Origin of the sequence: Clostridium sp. MCC353 (assembly GCF_018785315.1) — a bacterium.
In the GTDB taxonomy this organism is placed as follows: Bacteria; Bacillota; Clostridia; order Lachnospirales; family Lachnospiraceae; genus CHH4-2.
Map to the genome: position 1 here is coordinate 1 of NZ_WQPN01000173.1, position 20,257 is coordinate 20,257.

The 20,257-nt window shown below is 46.5% G+C and carries 20 protein-coding genes; 5 read left to right on the forward strand and 15 right to left on the reverse strand.

Annotation, left to right across the window (positions count from 1 at the left end):
* Positions 1 to 128: 128 nt before the first annotated feature.
* From GPL15_RS25660 to GPL15_RS25670, 3 genes are all read right to left on the reverse strand, one after another.
* Complete coding sequence (locus GPL15_RS25660; protein WP_215701522.1) at positions 129 to 374, reverse strand: DUF6718 family protein; 246 nt, start codon at positions 372 to 374, stop codon at positions 129 to 131.
* A 125-nt stretch (positions 375 to 499) separates the two neighbouring features.
* Complete coding sequence (locus tag GPL15_RS25665; RefSeq protein WP_215701523.1) at positions 500 to 919, reverse strand: DUF4405 domain-containing protein; 420 nt, start codon at positions 917 to 919, stop codon at positions 500 to 502.
* Positions 920 to 932: 13 nt separating this feature from the next.
* On the reverse strand, positions 933 to 1,553 hold the full coding sequence (locus GPL15_RS25670) for a DUF2271 domain-containing protein (RefSeq protein ID WP_215701524.1): 621 nt from the start codon (positions 1,551 to 1,553) through the stop codon (positions 933 to 935).
* A 112-nt stretch (positions 1,554 to 1,665) separates the two neighbouring features.
* Between GPL15_RS25670 and GPL15_RS25675 the strand changes: the two genes are divergently transcribed.
* Positions 1,666 to 2,193 carry a TetR/AcrR family transcriptional regulator gene (locus tag GPL15_RS25675; protein WP_215701525.1) on the forward strand — a complete coding sequence of 176 codons (528 nt, stop codon included), beginning with the start codon at positions 1,666 to 1,668 and terminating at the stop codon, positions 2,191 to 2,193.
* Between the two features lie 107 nt (positions 2,194 to 2,300).
* Positions 2,301 to 4,415 carry an NAD(P)/FAD-dependent oxidoreductase gene (locus GPL15_RS25680; RefSeq protein ID WP_215701526.1) on the forward strand — a complete coding sequence of 705 codons (2,115 nt, stop codon included), beginning with the start codon at positions 2,301 to 2,303 and terminating at the stop codon, positions 4,413 to 4,415.
* Positions 4,416 to 4,543: 128 nt separating this feature from the next.
* On the opposite strand, the gene GPL15_RS25685 is transcribed toward GPL15_RS25680, so the two are convergent.
* From GPL15_RS25685 to GPL15_RS25725, 9 genes are all read right to left on the reverse strand, one after another.
* Positions 4,544 to 5,089, reverse strand: a complete 546-nt coding sequence (locus GPL15_RS25685) for a Uma2 family endonuclease (protein ID WP_215701527.1) — start codon at positions 5,087 to 5,089, stop codon at positions 4,544 to 4,546.
* Between the two features lie 140 nt (positions 5,090 to 5,229).
* The gene (locus GPL15_RS25690; protein ID WP_215701528.1) at positions 5,230 to 6,465 is read right to left on the reverse strand and encodes an oligogalacturonate lyase family protein; all 1,236 of its coding nucleotides are present in this window, start codon (positions 6,463 to 6,465) and stop codon (positions 5,230 to 5,232) included.
* A gap of 435 nt (positions 6,466 to 6,900) precedes the next feature.
* Positions 6,901 to 7,866: a D-2-hydroxyacid dehydrogenase gene (locus tag GPL15_RS25695; protein WP_215701529.1), complete on the reverse strand. Its 966-nt coding sequence runs from the start codon at positions 7,864 to 7,866 to the stop codon at positions 6,901 to 6,903.
* 15 nt (positions 7,867 to 7,881) lie between these two features.
* Positions 7,882 to 8,877 (reverse strand): 4-hydroxy-2-oxovalerate aldolase, encoded by a 996-nt coding sequence (locus GPL15_RS25700; protein WP_215701530.1) that lies wholly within the window; start codon positions 8,875 to 8,877, stop codon positions 7,882 to 7,884.
* 21 nt (positions 8,878 to 8,898) lie between these two features.
* A complete protein-coding gene (locus tag GPL15_RS25705) occupies positions 8,899 to 9,783 on the reverse strand; it encodes an NAD(P)-dependent oxidoreductase (RefSeq protein WP_215701531.1) in 885 nt (294 codons plus the stop codon).
* Positions 9,784 to 9,804: 21 nt separating this feature from the next.
* The gene (locus GPL15_RS25710; protein ID WP_215701532.1) at positions 9,805 to 10,851 is read right to left on the reverse strand and encodes an Ldh family oxidoreductase; all 1,047 of its coding nucleotides are present in this window, start codon (positions 10,849 to 10,851) and stop codon (positions 9,805 to 9,807) included.
* 30 nt (positions 10,852 to 10,881) lie between these two features.
* Positions 10,882 to 12,264 carry a sugar ABC transporter substrate-binding protein gene (locus tag GPL15_RS25715; RefSeq protein ID WP_215701533.1) on the reverse strand — a complete coding sequence of 461 codons (1,383 nt, stop codon included), beginning with the start codon at positions 12,262 to 12,264 and terminating at the stop codon, positions 10,882 to 10,884.
* Between the two features lie 49 nt (positions 12,265 to 12,313).
* Positions 12,314 to 13,156 (reverse strand): carbohydrate ABC transporter permease, encoded by an 843-nt coding sequence (locus GPL15_RS25720; RefSeq protein WP_215701534.1) that lies wholly within the window; start codon positions 13,154 to 13,156, stop codon positions 12,314 to 12,316.
* Positions 13,157 to 13,158: 2 nt separating this feature from the next.
* Complete coding sequence (locus tag GPL15_RS25725; protein WP_215701535.1) at positions 13,159 to 14,061, reverse strand: sugar ABC transporter permease; 903 nt, start codon at positions 14,059 to 14,061, stop codon at positions 13,159 to 13,161.
* A 199-nt stretch (positions 14,062 to 14,260) separates the two neighbouring features.
* On the opposite strand from GPL15_RS25725, the gene GPL15_RS25730 reads away from it, so the two are divergent.
* The 3 genes from GPL15_RS25730 to GPL15_RS25740 all read left to right on the forward strand — a co-directional run bounded on the left by GPL15_RS25730 (position 14,261) and on the right by GPL15_RS25740 (position 17,767).
* Positions 14,261 to 16,039 carry a sigma-54-dependent transcriptional regulator gene (locus GPL15_RS25730; RefSeq protein WP_215701536.1) on the forward strand — a complete coding sequence of 593 codons (1,779 nt, stop codon included), beginning with the start codon at positions 14,261 to 14,263 and terminating at the stop codon, positions 16,037 to 16,039.
* Between the two features lie 528 nt (positions 16,040 to 16,567).
* Complete coding sequence (locus GPL15_RS25735) at positions 16,568 to 17,230, forward strand: cyclase family protein (RefSeq protein WP_215701537.1); 663 nt, start codon at positions 16,568 to 16,570, stop codon at positions 17,228 to 17,230.
* 87 nt (positions 17,231 to 17,317) lie between these two features.
* The gene (locus tag GPL15_RS25740; RefSeq protein ID WP_215701538.1) at positions 17,318 to 17,767 is read left to right on the forward strand and encodes a superoxide dismutase family protein; all 450 of its coding nucleotides are present in this window, start codon (positions 17,318 to 17,320) and stop codon (positions 17,765 to 17,767) included.
* A gap of 203 nt (positions 17,768 to 17,970) precedes the next feature.
* Here GPL15_RS25740 and def read toward each other — a convergent pair whose 3' ends face one another.
* From def to GPL15_RS25755, 3 genes are all read right to left on the reverse strand, one after another.
* A complete protein-coding gene (gene def, locus GPL15_RS25745; RefSeq protein WP_215701539.1) occupies positions 17,971 to 18,429 on the reverse strand; it encodes a peptide deformylase in 459 nt (152 codons plus the stop codon).
* Positions 18,404 to 18,673, reverse strand: a complete 270-nt coding sequence (locus tag GPL15_RS25750) for a helix-turn-helix transcriptional regulator (RefSeq protein WP_215701540.1) — start codon at positions 18,671 to 18,673, stop codon at positions 18,404 to 18,406. The genes def and GPL15_RS25750 overlap by 26 nt, the downstream gene beginning before the upstream one ends.
* Positions 18,674 to 19,667: 994 nt before the next feature.
* Complete coding sequence (locus GPL15_RS25755) at positions 19,668 to 20,039, reverse strand: ABC transporter permease (protein WP_215701541.1); 372 nt, start codon at positions 20,037 to 20,039, stop codon at positions 19,668 to 19,670.
* Positions 20,040 to 20,257 lie beyond the last annotated feature (218 nt).

Sequence of the window (20,257 nt, forward strand, 5' to 3'; positions counted from 1 at the left end):
CGCCTCCAAACATCCAATCCCGCCTCTGCTCCCTCGTCCCGCTTTCCTGCGTAACATTCACAATTAAAGTAACTTACTCAATTAAATCCCAATTTAGGGTAAGAGAATAGGAAAATTGAATGCAGGCTCTATGCAACACGATTCATTTGGCTGACCATATCAATAAATTCTTTCATGTCTTCTATATAATTATAGGGTTCATATTCTGAATAGATGTCTGGACTATCAAGTATAACAATCTGTACACCGTCTGCCCGCAAGGCTTCTAATGTACCGGGCAGACAGCGGGCTTCATTTAAAGTTTTACACCGATACGCTAAACAGCCCTGTTTATCAAAAATTTTAGCTATAATAAAAATATCCTTATTTAACATTTATCTGCCCTCCCAATACTTTAGACGTTCCAAAAATTCATGTTCGCTGCATATTGCCCGATCTGTATATTCCTTATAAAGCTACCGCCCCTCGCCATTAATCTGTATGTACAATATCTGATGGCTTATCGTCTGTGATTCCATGCATGAATCGTCACCAATATGAGAAACAAAACTCCCGATGCGAAATGAACGTAATGCCAAAACTCATGATAAGGGATTCTTAAAAATCGAAACACGATATTGGAGATCATAATGCCGCTGATCAGCAAAATTAACGTTGAAACCGCCAAAAGAAGATTAATCCAATAACGAAACTTCACGGCACGGCTATCAGGCTGCTTTAAGCGTCTTTTCTTGAACATTTGCACGAACCATAACCGATTTTCAATGCAGTGGTAAGCCATCAAAACAAAGGCAGTTACCCCAAATACTTCATGCCGGTACTGTGTCTGACCGTCAAGAATATAGGGTACTGTTCCAAGAATTGCGATCAGCATGGAAAAATTGAGACAACAGCGGAAAATCTTCTTTGAGTTCACCATAAACACCCACTTTCTATTCAGGATAATAGGCCATCTCGACTTGACCAATCATATCAATGTGCGACGAGTTCTCGCAGCTGTATTGCGGTGTGGGATAAATGACCGCCGCTTCATTCCCGGTTGTAAATGTACCATCATACAACGCATATGATGAGAAAAAAAGGGCGGCCTCCAGCCGGCATTTGTACTCACCATCCGGCACTTGATTTCCATTATCATCAGTAAAGTCCCAAATAACCCGGTAGCTACCGCTATTTTGGGGAGTTGCTCCGGAAACAGCCTCTATTTCCTCCATGCTCATATGGAGCGGGTCGGCGATTTTCCGCCAATGTGATAACGAAGTTTTACGTAATCTCCATCCGCCCGTTGAGGTATATTTGGTTACAGCTAAGGTACGAATAAGTTTTCCATCGGCATCCTCAATCCAAACCGCATATTGATTGGAACCAGCGCCGCCTTGGCGCTCGTAATCAAAGGTAATTTCGATTCTGCGCCCGCTGCCGGAAAAAGACGCATCATCAGCAGGCATAAAAGTTGCCAAATTGCGATAGACAGGCGTTAATTCGTCTTCAAAATAGAGAAAAACACCGGCGACACAGAGAACTATGAATAAAACTGCAAAGCGTATTTTCAAAAAGACCCCCTCCTCTTGACAGAATTACAATCACCTTATATGATACACATTGTATCATATAAGGTGTTGTTGTCAATTAGACAACCTGAGACAAATTAAGGAGAATTGTATCATGGACAAGAGAAAAACTGCCAACAAGGGGGTAAAAGACCGATTGTTTTCCGCATTGGTTGAATTTGCCGGACAGAAGGACTGGTCAAAGCTGACTGTGACTGAACTGATTAAAAAATCAGGCGTTGCACGGGCTTCTTTTTATCGCAACTTTAAATCCGTGGAAGAACTCATCAACTATGGAATTGACCATATGGCTCAGCGTTACCACGAAGAAAACCCATTTCCAAATGAAGATTTTCACAGCAGAGAAGCAATGCTGTATAAATTCCGATTCTATAAAGAGCATGCCAATCTGGTCCTGGCCTTTCATCATGCAAAGTTATCAACCACACTTCTGGACATCATCACTGACTGTGAGATCGATGCCTGCGGCGATATGTCCGTAGGTTCCATTTCCAAATATGAGCTTTACTTCTTTTCAGGAGCGTTTTATAATGTGCTGCTCTGCTGGCTTGAGAACGGCGCGAAAGAAACACCCGAATCTATGGCAGATGCATTTTTACAAATAATAAATAACAAAAACTGATTTTTTGAAATATCCGGGATATAAATATAGAAACGATTTCTGGATAAAATAGATAGGAACGCTTATATAGAAACTCGTTGAGTCAGTGATTTAGAAAGAGGAAAAATATGAATTATCCCACTTTGTTTTCTCCAATGAAGATTGGGCAAATAACCATAAAAAACCGTATTGTGATGTCTTCCATGTGTGTTGGATTAGCGGAATATGACGGTACAGCGGGCGAAGAACTGTCTGATTACTATGAGGAACGCGCCGCAGCCGGCGTGGGACTTATCATGACTGAATGCACACGCATCAATGAAACGAACTGCGTCTCCCATTCCCGAATGCTGTCAATGTCTCATGACAGGTATATTGAGCCAATGCGCAAGGTGACAGAGCGGATACATGCACATGGCGCAAAATTTTTTATCCAGTTATTCCATCCCGGACGGCAAAATCTGGTTGTTTTCCCTACTGTGTGGAAATATAATGAGCGCCTTGGAAAAATCTTTCCCTCTTATTGGAATTTGTTCTTTCGCTTATCCGGCGGTATTGACGAATCCTCTTTGGACGATCCTAAGATGGTAAAACGTATGAACCGTTATATGAAACCGCTTTTGGCTCCCAGCGCCGTCCCCTGCGGGCTTGGCGAAAACCCCATCCGCAATCAAAATACCGTTGCGATGACTGAGGAACAAATAAAAACACTCATCGATGAGTTTGTTGCAGCCGCCAAGAGGGTGCAAAAGGCCGGAGCGGACGGCGTGGAACTGCATGCGGCGCACGGGTATTTAATCCAACAGTTTTTAAGCCCTTATACCAACCTGCGGACAGATGAATACGGCGGTTCTTTGGAAAACCGGATGCGTTTTATACAGAAAATAATCAGCGGGATTCGAAAAGAGTGCGGAACCGATTTTCCCATCAGCGTCCGTTTGTCTGTAGAAGAATTTTACGACAGAATCGGCTACCCCGGTCAGGGAATTTGCCTGGAAGAGGGGGTGGAAATAGCCAAAAGGCTGGAAAGCTTTGGTATTGACGTCATTAATGTCAGCAGTGGTAACTATGACACGGAACAGACATCCTGCGAACCCATCAGCTTTGAGCCCGGCTGGCGCAAATATTTGGCAAAGGCCGTCAAGGATGCGGTAGGAATCCCAGTGATCGCCGCCAACCTGATACGTTCCCCAGAACAGGCGGAGGATCAGCTTGTGCAGGGAATACAGGATTTCATAGCAATGGGCCGTCCGTTTCTTTCAGATCCAGAATGGGCTAAAAAAGCCAAAGAGGGGCGAAGCGATGAAATTTTAAAATGCATTTGCTGCTTATATTGTATGGAATGCTTCCGTAAAAACATTTTGAACGGCAGGCCGATTTCCTGTGCGGTGAACCCTCGCGCCTGCCAGGAGAGCAAGTATGAAAACACCCCGCCCAAGGACGGGGATGGACGGCAAATCGTAATCGTAGGCGCGGGACCGGCTGGGCTCACTGCAGCAAAAGAACTGGCTGCCAGAAATTTTCAGGTCACGGTTTTAGAAAAGAACGCTGAACCCGGGGGACAACTGATCCTTGCAGAAACTCCGCCTTATAAAGAAAAAATAGGCTGGTTTATTCAAGAGATGACTCTTCTGGCACTGCAGCAAGGGGTAACCATTCGCTACAATGTAACTGCTGATAAGAAAATCATCGGCGAATATCAACCGTTTGCCGTGATTATAGCAACCGGAGGCGAGGCTGCTTCGCCGAGAATACCGGGATCTGACAAAGAATCCGTTGTGACAGTGACATCTATTTTAAACGGAGAGAAATACTACTCCGAAAAACGGATTGCCGTGATTGGTTCCGGCATGACCGGACTGGAAACTGCTGAATATCTGCTTGAGCAGGGGAATTCCGTTACCATTATTGAAATGGCAGATCAAATTGCCCCTGGCGCATATCCAACCAACGTCAGAGACGTCCTTCAACGGTTGGAAAAAGGAGCGGTTAGATTTCTTCCTGGCAGGCGGTTAGACAGGATTGGCGATGGTATCCTGTATTTAAGCAGAAAAGACGGAGTACTGGAAACGGTTCTTATTGATGTGACTGTACTGGCAATTGGGGTACGCAGCTGTGACACGCTGGCAAAAGAATGTGACGGCCATTATGCACACCTCTATGTCATTGGAGACGCGCAAAAACCGGCGCGTATTGGCGACGCAACTCGCAGAGCTTTCGAAATAGCCCGGTCAATACTGTAGAAAAGGTCTGATTAAGGATGTAAAAAAACAGAAGGAAAGCGGGGAGAGACTGCAACCGGTCCGGCCTTCCGGCCTCCGGGCCCAGCCTCTCCCCTCTTTCCTGCGTAACGTTCTCAACTAAATCTCAATTATTCAAGCAATTCAGATATCGTAATCGGGAGGTCGCCGTATATACCGACCACGATCTCCTGGTTAAAAGCAAAGATCATCGGCGCTGCATCTTCATAGTAACGATAAACGGTGGTTCGTTCTTTCTCCGGGTCAACAATCCAGTATTCACGTACACCGGCCTCGGAGTAAAGTGCATTTTTAACTGAATAATCCATCTTCCGGCTGCCGGGCGAAACGATCTCTATAATCCAGTCCGGCGTGCCCAAGCAGCCGCGGTCCGTCAGTTTATCCTTATCACAGATGACGGAAATATCTGGCTCTACCCAGTTTTTATCATCTGCATCCAGGTTTACGGCAAATGGGGCCGGATAAATTTCGCAGTCTCCACGGTGTGACCGGACATAAGTTTCAATAGCAAAAGTAAATTTAGTTATCAGTTTTTGATGTATCCGGTTTGGCGGAGCCATGGCATAAAACTGCCCCTCGATCAGTTCAGCACGTTCCCCTTCTGGTAAGTTCCAGTAATCTTCCGATGTATAACCGCCATTTTTAGGTAATGACATAGGATCACTTCCTTTCATGGTATAGTATTGACAGCACTTCCACACTATTTACCTTTCTTACTTCAGATGTTAGCATATGCATCACCTAAAATCAATAAATTATGCCTAAACTGTTCACACGTCCCCGCTTTTTATACAACCTACCTAAGCCGCTTCACCGCTCTCCCCAAATCCGCCTCCACCATATAGATATTCAGCTTCCCTTCTTTATCAGAGGAATACACAACCCGCTTCCCATCCGGCGTAAACACCGGATGTACATGGGCCGACTTTTTCCCTGAAGTGTCGTGTGCGCACAATAGAGACACTTCTGCCCGGTGATCCGCCTTATTGTATTCAATCAGGGATACATACCGTTCACTGTCCTTCATGTCCGCAGAAAGCATGGCCCGGTCGCCAACTCCCAAGGTTTCCGCGGCATTGACGCTCACATGGCCCGGACGCAGATAGGGATAGTAGAAGCGTTCCTGGTTTTTTCCATCAAAATCCACAAAGATATCCGCAAACATAAAAAACGGCATATCCGGTTTGTAGCGGTAGGAATATTGAGCTCCTACTCTTCCTTTGGGCGTGAAGAACTCGTGCACCACGCCTTCCAGATTGTGCTGCTGAACGATCAGCGGCGTCACCTCATCGGTGCTGACCCGGGCCGTCCACATCCTCTGAACCAGATGCCAGGGACCATCGTGGCAGAACAGCACGCTGTCCCCGTCATCCGGTTTCAGGCTTGTATGGGTAATCCTGTGATGTCCTCCAAATACCACCTCCGCCGTATTAAGCTGGGTGTCATACCGGATCACCAGACTGCTGGGCTCTTTAAAGAAACGCTCCCTGGCCCCCGGCGCTGTCTCCGCAAGCGGGTTAGCGAATCCGGCTGTGACAAGCGTCACCTCTTCCACCAGAGAAAACGCCAGATACCGGCAGTCCTTTGTCATGGAGAGGCTGTGGAAATTATAAGAATAAGGAATCCACATCAGTTCCCTGGATTCCAGGGTTTCCAAATCCACCTCTTTTAACTGTTCATTGCTGTAATAATAGGCTTTCTTCCCATCCGGGGCCATCATCGCATGGGCCCCATGTCCCATCTTAATTGCTTCTCCCTGTGTCACCTGCAAAGCAGTGCCCGTTTCCAGTTCCAGAGTGAACAGTTCCCCAAATCCCAGCTTTCCAATGGCCGGCGCATCCGGGTTTTTGACCACGGAAGTGCCCGTAAAATCAGACACGAATAACGTGTATTTCCCGTCCCTGCTAAACTGCGGCGTAGTAAAATACGGCCGGTCATAGATCCCCTTATTGTCCGTCAGCCGCACAACTTCCACCCCAGTTATAGGATCTTTCTCAGAACTCATTTGAAAATAATATTTTTGTCCCTTCATGTGTCCCCTTTCATCTATCCCTTTTAAACCAACTTTAAAAAGCACTCCACTCCCGAACAACGCAGACCGGAAGTTAAAAGCCCTCACTCCAAATACCCCAAAAACCAGCCCCTATTTTTAACGCAAATTACAGCCCAGCCGAATGCACACCGCATCCGGATGAACCGTAACCAGCTAACATAAACTGACGCTGTCCTGCGTTTCACCACATTCTAATACAAACTGTGACACACAGCTGCCAGAAAGCAATTTTCAAACACACTCTAGTGCTCCATCCAGTCAGAAACTATACTGCCAGTGCTGAATATTTTGTCAGCCTGCAAGGCGGAGGAAGGAAGCGTAGTGGTCCCTCCGCTGACTGACGACAACGCGGCAGATGGCAAAATAGACAGTGCTGGAAGTATAGTTTCTGGCCGGATGGAGCACTAGCATTTCTTATGGGTTTACCACATTCACAGGCGTACCATTTATAAATTGAACCAAATTATCCACCGCAAAATCCATCAATCTCTGGCGACTCTCTTTAGACGCCCAGGAAATGTGAGGGGTGATGATGCAGTTTGGCGCACTTAACAACGGATTATCCGGTTTAATCGGCTCTGTGGACACCACATCCAGCCCGGCCGCCATGACTTTACCGCTCTTTAAGGCCTCCGCCAGGTCCTCCTCCACAATGAGGGGGCCTCTTGAGTTGTTCAGAATGATCACTCCGTCCTTCATTTTCCCGATGTTTTCCTTGTTGATGATCCCCTGTGTGTCAGGGAACAGCGGGCAGTGAAGGCTGATCACATCCGACTTCTCAAGCAGTTCCTCTAAATCCGTATACAGGCAGGTATCCGATTCCAATTCCGGGTTTTTATAGGAATCATAGGCCAGCACTTTCATTCCAAGCGCCTGGGCGATCCGGCCCGTACACTGGCCGATTCTTCCATAACCGATGATTCCCATGGTTTTTCCCGCCAGTTCGATGAGAGGGTAATCCCAGAAGCACCAATCCGGATTGCTGGTCCATTTTCCCTCCATAACGGCCTGGCTGTGGTGCCCGACATGGTGGCAGATTTCCAGCAGAAGCCCGATTGCGAACTGTCCCACCGCATTTGTGCCGTAAGAGGGGATGTTGCATACCGTAATTCCCTTTTCCTTGGCCGCCTCAGTGTCCACCACGTTATACCCCGTAGCCAGCACGCCGATAAAGCGCAGGGACGGACAGGCGTCCATGACTTCCCGGGTCAGAGGAACTTTGTTGACGTATACCGCTTCTGCGTCTCCAATGTGACCCACAACCGCTTCCGTATCATAGGGAATCCTGTCGTAAACGGTCAGTTCCCCCAGTTTTTCCAGACCTTCCCAGCTCAAATCGCCGGGATTTTCCGTATATCCGTCTAAAACTACTATTTTCATGCTATACCTCCCGGATCACTGTTTCATCTCGTCCGCCACCCGGTTAATCAGCTCCGCTGACGGGGCTTTCTGGTCGATGGCCGATACCTTTGTGATCAGCTTGTACAGATCCACATCTTTTTCCTTGGCCGTATCCTCGAATAATTTGGCGAAGCTGGAATGGCAGCCAGCCAGTCCGTATACCAGATCAATGGGTTTTACAGGCGCCTGGTAGCCGTATTCCGCCATGGCAGGAGCCAGTTCATCGTCTATAAAATGAAGCAGGGCGTATAGATCCACATCTTCCATTTTACCAAGTCTCTGGAATGTGGCAGCTGCAAGTTCCGTAGCACAGTTTCCTGCGCTTCTGGCCATTCCCATCAGGCCGCAGTCGAATACGGACGCGCCAGCCTCTTCGGCCGCCAGGGCGTTGGCCGTCGAAAGTCCCAGGTTGTTGTGGCCGTGAAATGCAACCGGAATCTGAACCTTCTTTACCATCGCGGATACATAATCGTATACCTGGTGAGGCATCATGGTTCCGGCGGAGTCCATGATGGTGATTTCATCCAGACCGCAGGATTCCAGCATTGCAGCTTCCTCCGCCAGATCCTCAGCGGATAAAATGTAGCCTTTCATCATGGAATACCGGCATTTCATGCCATACTTTTTCACCAGACGGATGCCGTCGCAGGCCATTTTCCCATCGCCCGCATTGGCGCCGATTCTCAAAAAATGAAGGTTGTAACGGGCTCCCAGCTCGATATATTTTTCAACCGCATTTTTCACGCCCATGAACATGCCGATCTCCGCCTGGGACAGATAGGGCTGCACCAGTTCCAGATATTCGATATCGTTCAGCGGGGAAATGCAGTTGTTGGCCTCATAAGCCCCAAGTCCCAGGCAGTTTCCCATTTCGATTAACTTTATGTTGCTTTTTATGAGCCCTTCGATCATCATGGTCGTCAGCCTCGCATCAAATCCTTTTCCTATCACATTAGCGCCGTCACGCAGCGTACAATCCATCAGTCTCATGATAATACCATTCCTTTTCCTTTACTTTTTCTGGTTCTCTTCCAGCCATTTATGTATGTAGGTGTAATTTTTATCCCCTGCGCCCTGGTTGGAGACCGCCTGGTAAATCTGATATACCAGGCCGGATACAGGAGTGAATCCGCTGATTTCCTTGGCGGTATCGATAAACAGGCCCACATCCTTTTTCATCAGATCCAGGCGGAAACCTGGGGTGTGGTCCCCTGTCATCATGTATTTGGGCACATTTTTTTCGAAGACAAAACTGCCGCCGCTGCTCTGGTTCACCACTTCGCTGAGAACTTTGTCGTCCACGCCCAAATCCCTGGCAATGCAGAGCACTTCCGCCGCAATGGCCGTATTGGCCGCGTTCAGCATCTGGTTCAGCATCTTGATGTTGGAGGCGCTGCCCACCGGGCCGGTGTGGATGATTTTCTTACCCATGGCCTCAAATATATCCCGGTTTTCCTGGAATTGTTCCTCCGTACACCCCGCCATGATTGTGAGGGTTCCCGCCTGGGCCCCTGCCACGCCGCCGCTGACCGGGGCGTCGATGAACTGAACATCCTTTTCCGTCTGCTCGATATACCGGGCAATGGCCTGCTTGGTGGTTCCTTTGGCAGACGTCATATCAATGCAGATCAGCCCCGGTTTGGCGTTCAGCAGAATGCCGTCTTCCTTATATAAACTGAGTATTTCCTGGTCTGCCGGAACGATCGTGATAATCACGTCGCAGATTTCCGCCATGGTCTGAAAGCTTCCCACGGAGCCGCCCCCGGCCGCTATAATCTTCTGCTGGCTTTCCGAACTGCTGGAACACACCAAAACCTCGAAGCCATTTTTACATAAATTCAACGCCATCGGAAGGCCCATGTTTCCAAGGCCGATAAACCCTATTTTCTTACCCATGTCCCTTCTCCTTTCTGATTATCAGATTCCAAATTCCACCTGATATTGTTCTGCCAGCGCCCTCAGTTCCTCATAAACGCTGTCGGACAGGCTGATTCCATTGGCTTTCCTCTCCGCTCTCTTTCGCGTCTCAATCTCACCCGGCATGAAAATCTCCTCCACTCCGGGGTTCTTGGGAAGCGCCTTCATCTCCTGCACCATCTGGTCCAAACTGGCCTTAAATCTATCCAGTCCCACAAACTTATCCACATCCACCGCGCAGAAGAAATGTCCCACGTTCTGCGGGTGCTCAAAATCATTCCAGAAATGGCTGATGTGAGGCCCCACTTCAGCTCCGCTCAAAATTCCGCAGAAGATTTCCATGAATATGGCCAGACCCGACCCTTTGGCTCCGCCGATGGGAAGCAGGGTGCCGTACTGCCCTTCTACCGGGTCTGTGGTCGGTTTGCCGTCTTTGGTCACCACCCAGCCTTCGGGTATGGTTTTCCCAAGTTTTGCCGCCAGAATGATCTTACCCATGGCAACCACGCTGGGAGCCATGTCCAGAATAATGGGATTTCCCGAAGTGGGTGCGCCAAATGCAATCGGATTGGTTCCCATGTACTTTTGCGGGCTTCCCCAGGGGGCCAGGTTTGGCGGCGCATTGGTTCCGGTGATTCCGATCATGCCAGCCTCTGCGGCCATCCTGGCATAGTACGCGGCCATTCCATAGTGGTTGGAATTGCTGGCGGCCGCAAAACAGCAGCCGCTCTCCTTCGCTTTTTCAATACAGCGTTCCATGGCGAATTTCCCTACCACCATTCCCATGGCATTGCCGCCATGTACATGAATGCTTCCGGCATATTCCTGGTCCACTCTGCACTGTCCCCGGCTGTCCACCACTCCGGTTTTCAGCCGTTTCATATAATTTGTCATGCGGCTGACACCGTGGGATTCCACGCCGCAGAGATCAGCGTCCACCAGGTTGTCGGCACAGACAAAGGCATCTTCTTCCGAAACATGCTCTGCCATCATAAGTTTTTGGCACAGGCTTCTAAGTTCTGTCCAATTTACGTTATGTTCTCCCATTATCCACACCTTTTTCTTTCCAAATTAGTCTTATTTATTAAAAAATTTGTCATAACATCCCTGATAGTACTCTGCCCACTTATCCAGCATCTCCTGGGCTGTCATCTCGCCGGTCATCACATACTGGCTGTCGGTATCCATTTCACCATAGATGTCGTCATGTCCGGGCAGCCATGAATACTGGTTATAGAAGAGTGTGTTCTCATCCAGCAGAAGGTCTGCGGAAGATTCATACCAAGGCTGTTCGTCGATCCATTTTGCATTTTCAAGCACGTCTTCATCCACTGGAACCACGCCCCACTGCTGGCAGTACTCGCTGACCGGTTCTCCCGTTGTCATATAAGCGATGAAATCAAAGGCCGCATCCGGGTTCTTGCAGGTTGAAGAAATGGTCATTCCGCCCGGCTGGATCATCAGGTTTACAGAAGTTCCCTTGTCATTCAAAGGCATGCCGATGGCTTCAAATTTACTCTGGTCTCCTTCAAATGCCTCCATATGGTTGGACGCTGACCCCAGGTTGTGGATGATCATGCCCGCCGCGCCGGAATCAAATGCGGCCGCCAGTTCGGTCCATCCATAGTTCAAATCGCCTTCTGCCGTACATTTCCCATAAAGTCCCAGGTAGCGTTCTACAAATTCAACATTTTTCGGATCATTGATGGTACATTTTCCATTTTCATCAAACACAGATAAAATTCCGCTGTAAGCGTACATCATACGTTCCAGGAACTTGGCTCCGCCTTTTCCGCCTCTGATGGAAAGGCCGTAACGTCCCTGCCCCTTATCCGTCATGTTTTCCACCGCCTGGAATAAGTTATCCCATGTGTCCACAGTGGAATTGGTCTCTTTCAGCCAGTCGCTTCTCACCCATAAAACGGTAAATGAAATGCCGTTTGGTATGTAGTAAAGCTGGTTCTGCCCTGTCACGTCATATTGGCGCACCGTCTCGATTGCCGATGAAAGGATCTGGTCTTTTTTGTCCCATTTGTCAAAATAAGTATCCAGCGGAATTACATATTCGCCGTTGATGTGGCTGGTAATATCAGGTCCTGAAGAAAGGAAGATATCCGGCCCCTGACCCGCCTCATAAGCGGTCATGATCTTATCATCCGCGGAATCCGGAAGTGGCGTCACCTCGATTTTTACGTTAGGATGTTCGCTCATATAGTTGGAAACCATGGTTTCCACATATTTTGTACGTTCCGGTGTGACGAAATCCGCCCACAGGGTTAAGGTAACGTCCTCTCCCGACGCTTCTTTTGCGGTTTCTCCCTGAGACGCCGCCTGGGTGGTCTCTGTTTTTTCCGTGCCTGCCGCCTGGGTGGTTTCAGCGGTCTTGCTTCCTCCGCCGCATCCCGTTAAAAGCATACTTCCTGCTAACAGCAGTGCCATTGTCTTTCCTAATTTTCTCATAACTTAAACCTCTCCTTTTCTTTTTTTACTTGCATTTTTCCGGCGGTTTTTACCCCTTAACCGCCCCTGCGTTCAAACCGCTTACCAGATTTTTCTGAACATACGCGAACAGAAGGATCGGCGGGATGAGCGCTATGATACACCCGGCCGCAAGAGCCGAATAATCAGTGCTGTATTCACCAACAAGGTACTTGAGCCCTACGGAAATTGGGAATTTCTTCGCATCCGTAAGAAGCGTGTAGGATAACAGATATTCATTCCAGCAGGTGATAAACGCATAGGCGATAACCGTAGTAAATCCAGGCCGAACCGCCGGAAGAATCACTTTAAATATAATCTGGGCCCGGTTGCAGCCGTCTATGGCCGCCGCCTCATCAATCTCTTTGGGAATCCCCCCGATAAAGCTCTTCATCATCAGGCTGTTATAAGGAAGGCCGGCCGCGATATGCAGCAGACAGATTCCAAACAGGGAGTTGGTCAGCTTCAATTTCACCATCATCAGGAAAATGGACGACATATTAAATATGAGAGGGATCATCTGGGTCATCAGAAGAACCACCATAAAAACCTGTTTTCCCTTGAAGTTAAACCTGCTCAGCGCATAACCATTAAATAAAGCCAGAAAACCGATAATAAATACGGACCCAAAGGATGTAATCATGGAATTTACAAAAAATTTATTTAGTTTATTGCTGGTCCACACATATATGTAGTTTAAAACCGTAGCCGGTCTGGGTATAATCTGAAATTCTCCCCTGATGACGCTGGAACCTTCTCTGAAGGACAGGGAAAGGGCCCACATGAGCGGAATGCCTATAAAGATCAGAAATGCCATCATAGGCAGATATAAGGTCAGAACGCGCAGCATTTTCTTTTTCGTCTTTGGATTCATCTCTATTCGTTCACTCCTTTTCCGAAGTTATTGGCTTTCAGGTAGATCACAACGTATACGCTGAGGATCAGGAACAGAATCACCGTCAAAGCAGCTCCGTAACCATACTGTCCGTTTTCAATGGAAGTCTTGTACATATAGATCGGAAGCGTGAGCGTCCTCCGTACCGGACCTCCGTCCGTCATGGTCATGATCAGGTCCACGGAACGGAATTCCCAGATCGTTCTCATCAAAGTGGCAAATACAATGGATTCCTTCATATAGGGAATGGTGATGAGCCAGAAATTCTTCCAGGCATTTCCCCCGTCCACCTTTGCCGATTCATAAAGTTCCAGGGGCACGGTCTGCAGTCCGCCGAGCAGGGTAATGGTAAAAAATGGAATGCCTCTCCAGAGTTCCGCGATCACAACGGAAGGAAATGCGGTCTGTACATTCTGCACCCAGGCTTTTGTCATATGGGAAAGCCCCACGGCTTTCAGCACATTGTTTAAAAGGCCGATATGTTCATTGAAGATTAAAACCCAAAGCATGGTAGTCAGCACGCCCGATACCGCCCAGGGCGCGAAACAGAACGTTCTTACGAGCCCCCGCCCTCTGAACTTCTGGTTCAGGATCAGCGCAAATATCATTCCAAAGAACAACTGCAGCGTAACCTGTGAAACCACCCATTTTAAAGAAGTAACCAGCGTTTTCACAAAGACCTTGTCTTCCGTAAAGATCTTTACAAAGTTTGCCATCCCCACAAATTCCGTTGCCTTTGGATTTCCACGGTCATAATTGGTGACCGCATATCCGAATCCCCGGATCATTGGAAAAAAGCAAAACATCCCCAAAAATACCAACGTAGGCAGAATCAGCAGCCATGGAAAAATGTTCTTTGCATTTTTCGAATAAAAATTACTCATGTTCCCTTCTCCTTTTTTCATTCTTTTTTGTCTAAATCTGTTGTTCCCTCCCGATGATTTAATTATAAACATTTTAACAATTGTTTCAATCTAAATACAATTGCATTTTGTTTATTATTTAAACATATTGTTGTGTTTTGCTTTTGTTCGTGGTATTATTGTATATAAATTAAACAGTACGGGAGGGATACTTAGTAAAATGAGCAGAAGAAAAATTAAATTATTAGCAATTGCCCCCAGCGAAAGCATTCAAAGCCAGTTATACGAAATCGTGGCTACTATGGAACAGGTGGATATGGACGCCTATGTGGGAAACCTTTACAGCGGGGTGGAAATTGTGCAGCAGCGCTCTTCCATTGACTATGACGCCATCCTTTCCCGCGGCGAGACGGCTTCCATGATCAAAAAGGTGACGGAAATCCCGGTCATCGAATTTCCTCTTTCCTTTTACGATGTGCTCCACGCCATGAAACTGGCCGACAATTTCAACGAACCCTATGCCATCGTCGGATTTACCCCCGTCACCAACAGCGCCCATCTGCTGCGGGATCTTCTGCAGCTGGACCTGGATATCCACACCCTCTTTACATTAGAAGATGCGGTTCCTTTGATGGAGCGTTTGAAGAATAAGGGTTACCGGCTGATCGTATCCGGAATGGGCATCGATTCCATTGCCAGAAGAAACGGCCTCAATTCCATTCTCATCACCACCGGCAGGGAAAGCCTGTCCTCAGCTATAGACCAGGCGGTCCGGCTCTGCACCACCCTGGCCCGGGTCCGGGAAAGAGAGGATTTTCTGCGCTCCCTTTTAGTGCAGAGCGACCATGAAATTCTTGTTTTCAACAAAGAAAAAGAGATGATTTTCTCATCTCTGAAAACGATTAAAAAGGATCTGGCTGTCTCCATTGCCGTAAGACGCCTTCAGAATGTCCAGCAGACAGATTCAACCATTGTAAAGGCGAACAATGGAATGATCATAACCATCCGTGAAAAGAATATTGAGATCGGCGACAGCCCATTTACGGTGTTTTATTTTTCCCAGCAGAAAAAACCTTACACAGCTCCTAAAAATGAAATCCGGGCATTTTCCCGGGGCGAAGCGGTGGACACCTTCCTATACCACTATCTGGAACTGTCTTCTTCCGGCTATGATTCCGCCCAATCCCTCCAGCAGATCATCCAGTCCCCCTACCCGGTCATGATTCTGGGGGAAAATGGAGCTGGAAAAGAGCAGATTGCCGCCACCATTTACACCCAGGGGAAATACCAGCACCATCCTTATGTGGTCATCGACTTTGAACTGGCCTCGGACAAAACATGGACTTTCCTGCTGAGCCATGTGAATTCCCCCATCAACAGCCAGGAGATCACCATTTATTTCCGCAATATTGAAAAACTGTCTTCCGCAAAAACCGATAAGCTGAAATCCATCCTCTACGACACAGGCCTGTGCCGCAGGAGCCGGGTGATCTTATCCTATACCACCATGCCGGGGGAGAAAATCCCGGCCCACGCCTTAAACTTAATCAACCAGCTTTCCTGCCTGACCATCCGCATGATCCCTCTGAGAGAACGTTCCGGCGAGATCCAGGCACTGTCCAGCCTCTACATCAGCACGGTGAACATCGATCTGGCGAAGCAGGTCATCGGCTTCACCCCCCAGGCCATGTCTCTCATCGAATCCTACCAGTGGCCCGGTAATCTGACCCAGTTTAAACGGGTCATCACCCAGCTTGTGACTGATGCCGCGTCTTCTTATATACAGGAAGAGAGCGTTAAACGGATACTGGAATCTGAAGATTCCAACCCCACATCTTCTTCCGCCCTTTCCAGCGTCTTGAATCTGAATAAGCCGCTGGAAGATATTGAAAAGGATATTGTAAAGGCAGTGCTGGCGGAAACAGGAGGGAATCAGAGCCAGGCGGCCGCCAGGCTGGGGATATGCAGGACAACGCTGTGGAGGATTGTGAATAAGTGAGAGTAACGCTAAGAGAAGAGGGGCGCCTTGGGCCGGCCGGGACGACGGGATTCGGTGGAATGAAAGGCTGCGGATTCCAGAGAGGGCAGGTCTAAGTGAAAATGAGACAAAAAAAGCAGGACCGGTGCCACTCACTGAAAATCTTTGATATATTTTCAGTTCGGGGGCACCTTGAATGTTGATTCGGAAATCAACATTCACCTGCTTTTTTTGTCTCATTTTCACTAAGTCCTGCCGATCTCTTTCATTAGCAGCCCTTTCATTCCACCGAATCCCGTCATCCCGGCCGGCCCAAGGCGCCCCTCTTCTCTTAGCTGGGTATCTCTGGAGTAAGGTGTTAAAAGATTGATGAGGGTTGGTTATATATGAACGGATAATTATTACTATTTATCTGGTAGATTCTGTTATTGGAAATCAATTATGTCTATTTTTTAAACATTTAATTATTTCATTTCTATTTCATTCCTCATTTATATAGACTATTATTTAAACATAATTATAAAAATACGGAAAGCGAGGAATATTTTTATGTGTAGAGCGGTTGATTTAACCCATATCATCGATCCGAAAAAGGTTCAGAGAAAATTTTCGGTGGAGACCATAGGGGCTGAGACGATTAATAAGAATGTAGTAAGAAAACAGGGGCAGTGGTATATTATGAGCAATATCTCCATGGTCTCTCATATCGGCACTCATATCGAAGTGCCTTATCATATCCTGCCTGACGGATACGATCTGGCTGATATGCCCTTAGAGGCGTTTTATGGGGATGCTGTGCTTTTGGATTTTTCAGATATTCAGGAACGGGTCGAGATTTCTTTGGACCGGGTGAAAAAAGAAGCGGACCGGATCGGGGGAATCCCTCAGGGAGCTATTGTTTTTTGTAATCTGGGGTTTGCGGACCGGTATGGACAGGAAGAATATTCTTTGAGCCCTTATTTCTCCACGGAGGCCATTGAATGGCTCTCCCATTCAGGCATGAAGATGATGGGCGTGGACGCGGGAGGGGTGGAACTTCCTGCCTCCGAGGAACATGTAAACCACACGGCATTATTTATCAATAACATTCCTTTGATTGAGAATGTGGCTAATCTGGGCAGCATTGATAAGAGCCATTTTAAAGTGGCCGCTTTCCCTTATCCCATTGCAGGTGTGGAGGCGTTTCCGCTGCGAGTGGTGGCGTTTTTATAAAAACTGACCGAAGCACAACTTTTTCTTTCATTTTCAAGTCAAAAAGAAAGGAGCCGCATATAGTAGAATCAAAGGAGGTAACTAACTATGTCTTATCAGCAAGTCACTCCAGGAATGAGTTTTGTCGACATTCTGGAAGATAAATCGCCGAAGGCTGAAGCCTGGATCACCGGCGGCCCGGACCATCCGCAGCTCAGCGGCCTGGTTAAATTCTACTCCACACACTATGGCGGCGTATTGGTTGAAGCAGAGGTCTTTGGCCTTCCCAATATTCAGACACCCGGCTCAACTGATTTTTATGCCATGCATATACACGAAAATGGAAACTGTTCCGATCATTTCGCCCATACGGGAGAACATTACAATCCTACAAACCAGCCTCATCCGGATCACGCCGGGGATCTGCCCCCTCTGCTGGGAAACCAGGGTTATGCCTGGACGTCTTTTTATGATAAAAGGTTTACCGTCGACCAGATCATGGGAAGGGCAGTAATCATCCATCAGAAAGCCGACGATTTCACGTCACAGCCGGATTAACATCGATTTTAAGGGAAAGAGTGTATAAATCGATGATAAGCCGGAATAAGGGGAAATTCTAAAACCATAACAGCCAGGCACTATGCACCTTTCCGGTAACAGAGCGCCTGGCTGATTCTATTTAACTTGGCAGTATGCGTATGCAGAATATATGTCCACGTAATTCATACCGCCCCATACTGCACCCCTATATAAATATTACTCTATGACAATTCTATAAATTCCAGCACCTTATCTATAAAAATCTCCCCATCCAAATGCTCGATTTCATGGCAGAAACATTTTGCCATTTCTCCTTCACCAGTGAGAATTATCTCTTTCCCATTTTCATCTAACGCCTGGATGGTCACCTTTTGGGGACGTATGGTCTTTCCAAAACGGTTTGGAAAACTCAGACATCCCTCCAGGCATTCCTGTTCGCCGCTGGTTCCGATGATTTTAGGATTAACCAGCTTTAAATACATGTCCTCATAGTCAATCACAACCAGACGCTTGAGAATCCCTACCTGATTGGCGGCCAGGGCGGCTCCGTTTGGGAATTCATGAAGTGTTTCCATCATATCGTCCAACAGAATCCGGATTCTGTCATCCACCCTGCCAACTTCTTTACAGACTTTTTTAAGCGCTGCATCCCCTTCATACCGTAAATTCCGTACTGCCATAAGATTCCTTCCTCTCTTTCCTGCTGCTGTCGCTTCTGGACTTGCGCATACTTTGATTGAAAATGAACACGTCTTCAATCGTACACTCAAATACACAGGCAATATCATAAGCCAGCCAAATGGACGGCTCAAACTTCTCCGATTCAATGGCATGAATCGCTTGTCTGGACGCCCCCACCATCTCTCCCAGCTGCTCCTGTGTCAGCCCCATCCGTTCCCTCAATTCCTTAATCCTGTTTTTCATGGTTTTCTCCTTCTCCAACAACTGATAATCCCATTCACATTCATAGGTCAATATTACGTAATGTTAACCTTACATTATAGTATAATAATATTCTTGGAATGTCAAACCTGTTTCTATCTTGAACCTATCGATTCTGTAACTGCCTTAAACCTATCGATCGCCCGCCCGACCGGTGTCAATGAATGTACCATATTCAGAAAATTTGTAGGAAAGAAAGACATCGTGCTCACCGCCATGCAGCAGAAAGATTGATATCCCGGTCTAAAACCTGAGGATTTTTTTAACTGTACCTGGAATCTGATGGAAGATTTAGAGCATTTTACCCTCATTTACATGGAGCGTGTCACTCCCAGGTTTGTTAAAATATCAATCGTTTTAAGGTCACCGGAACTATTTGCTGATATAGGCGACGGCATCATGCAGATTTCTCTGACGTTAAAGAAAGGATTATTAAGTTATTTTGATAAGTTGAACAAAAAGGGGAAGCTAAAAAAGACCAATTGCGGAATCATTGCAGTCGCATTTCTATCCATGTGTTTCGGCTTCGTGTTTTTTAAAGCTTTTTTGAAGACCGTCTCACTTCAATTCAATGTCAGGAGTATATAAAAGCCGATGCTAAAGCTTTTGTGAAAGAGATTAAAGAGCAAATTCCTTTAATCCTTTTGTTTCAACCTTTATGCAAGTATACACATGTATAGTACTCTGACCTAATTTTTTTCATAATTTTGACCTTCTCTGATATCATTTAATTAGGCTTATTAAAATACATCCAAGATCTGATATTCTCTGTCAATTCAAAAACAATGCTTAATACTGGCCTATCTTTTCTTATATAGCAGAAAGCTATCCACACTTGGTGAAAAAAACATTTACCAAATATCTAAACAAGGATTGTTATATCTGAAATCTCACCCCAAAAGAGCTGTTTTTTACGAAATTATAAACTATTTTACACTACTAACGTAATTTTTTTTACTTTTAACATGAATTTTTACTAGTTTTTATAAAGTCTTGACAGTGGTACACCAAGCAATAAAATAATTACCATAGAAAACAGAGTAAGCTTTAATGTAACAGGAAATGTTTGTGCAATTCGATTGGCTACCGGAGTATTGGATTTATAAGAATTCCCAAGGTCACCTTTTGTAAAAACATCACAAATATAATCGGTATATTGTACCAAAAACGGTTTATTCAGCCCATGATCTTCACGAAATTTTTCTATATCCGCCTCCGTTGCATTGGTCCCTGTATGAATTCGCGCTGGATCTCCCGGTGCCATATTAAGCAATGCAAATACTAAAAATGATGCACCAATCATCACAGGAATAATCCATAAAATTCTTTTTATCACATATTTTAACATAACAAATACCTCCCAATTTTATTTTTTATGTATTCACCTTTCCTTATCATTCACTTTCAAAGTGAAGTTATATTATGTTACAAATGTATAATATCATATCAAATGTCGATTTAAAATTAACAATTTTGCCCAATTGTTTGCTTATTTTGAACTCTTGGTTCGCTCATCTCCTTTATATAACCTATTAAAATTATCATTCATTAAAATGCCTACCATCA

Excerpts from the sequence above, each read along its gene's own strand:
- GPL15_RS25660 (WP_215701522.1), bottom strand. The coding sequence starts at position 374 with ATGTTAAATAAGGATATTTTTATTATAGCTAAAATTTTTGATAAACAG.
- GPL15_RS25665 (WP_215701523.1), bottom strand. The coding sequence starts at position 919 with ATGGTGAACTCAAAGAAGATTTTCCGCTGTTGTCTCAATTTTTCCATG.
- GPL15_RS25675 (WP_215701525.1), top strand. The coding sequence starts at position 1,666 with ATGGACAAGAGAAAAACTGCCAACAAGGGGGTAAAAGACCGATTGTTT.
- GPL15_RS25680 (WP_215701526.1), top strand. The coding sequence starts at position 2,301 with ATGAATTATCCCACTTTGTTTTCTCCAATGAAGATTGGGCAAATAACC.
- GPL15_RS25685 (WP_215701527.1), bottom strand. The coding sequence starts at position 5,089 with ATGTCATTACCTAAAAATGGCGGTTATACATCGGAAGATTACTGGAAC.
- GPL15_RS25690 (WP_215701528.1), bottom strand. The coding sequence starts at position 6,465 with ATGAAGGGACAAAAATATTATTTTCAAATGAGTTCTGAGAAAGATCCT.
- GPL15_RS25695 (WP_215701529.1), bottom strand. The coding sequence starts at position 7,866 with ATGAAAATAGTAGTTTTAGACGGATATACGGAAAATCCCGGCGATTTG.
- GPL15_RS25700 (WP_215701530.1), bottom strand. The coding sequence starts at position 8,877 with ATGAGACTGATGGATTGTACGCTGCGTGACGGCGCTAATGTGATAGGA.
- GPL15_RS25705 (WP_215701531.1), bottom strand. The coding sequence starts at position 9,783 with ATGGGTAAGAAAATAGGGTTTATCGGCCTTGGAAACATGGGCCTTCCG.
- GPL15_RS25710 (WP_215701532.1), bottom strand. The coding sequence starts at position 10,851 with ATGGGAGAACATAACGTAAATTGGACAGAACTTAGAAGCCTGTGCCAA.
- GPL15_RS25715 (WP_215701533.1), bottom strand. The coding sequence starts at position 12,264 with ATGAGAAAATTAGGAAAGACAATGGCACTGCTGTTAGCAGGAAGTATG.
- GPL15_RS25720 (WP_215701534.1), bottom strand. The coding sequence starts at position 13,156 with ATGAATCCAAAGACGAAAAAGAAAATGCTGCGCGTTCTGACCTTATAT.
- GPL15_RS25725 (WP_215701535.1), bottom strand. The coding sequence starts at position 14,061 with ATGAGTAATTTTTATTCGAAAAATGCAAAGAACATTTTTCCATGGCTG.
- GPL15_RS25730 (WP_215701536.1), top strand. The coding sequence starts at position 14,261 with ATGAGCAGAAGAAAAATTAAATTATTAGCAATTGCCCCCAGCGAAAGC.
- GPL15_RS25735 (WP_215701537.1), top strand. The coding sequence starts at position 16,568 with ATGTGTAGAGCGGTTGATTTAACCCATATCATCGATCCGAAAAAGGTT.
- GPL15_RS25740 (WP_215701538.1), top strand. The coding sequence starts at position 17,318 with ATGTCTTATCAGCAAGTCACTCCAGGAATGAGTTTTGTCGACATTCTG.
- def (WP_215701539.1), bottom strand. The coding sequence starts at position 18,429 with ATGGCAGTACGGAATTTACGGTATGAAGGGGATGCAGCGCTTAAAAAA.
- GPL15_RS25750 (WP_215701540.1), bottom strand. The coding sequence starts at position 18,673 with ATGAAAAACAGGATTAAGGAATTGAGGGAACGGATGGGGCTGACACAG.
- GPL15_RS25755 (WP_215701541.1), bottom strand. The coding sequence starts at position 20,039 with ATGTTAAAATATGTGATAAAAAGAATTTTATGGATTATTCCTGTGATG.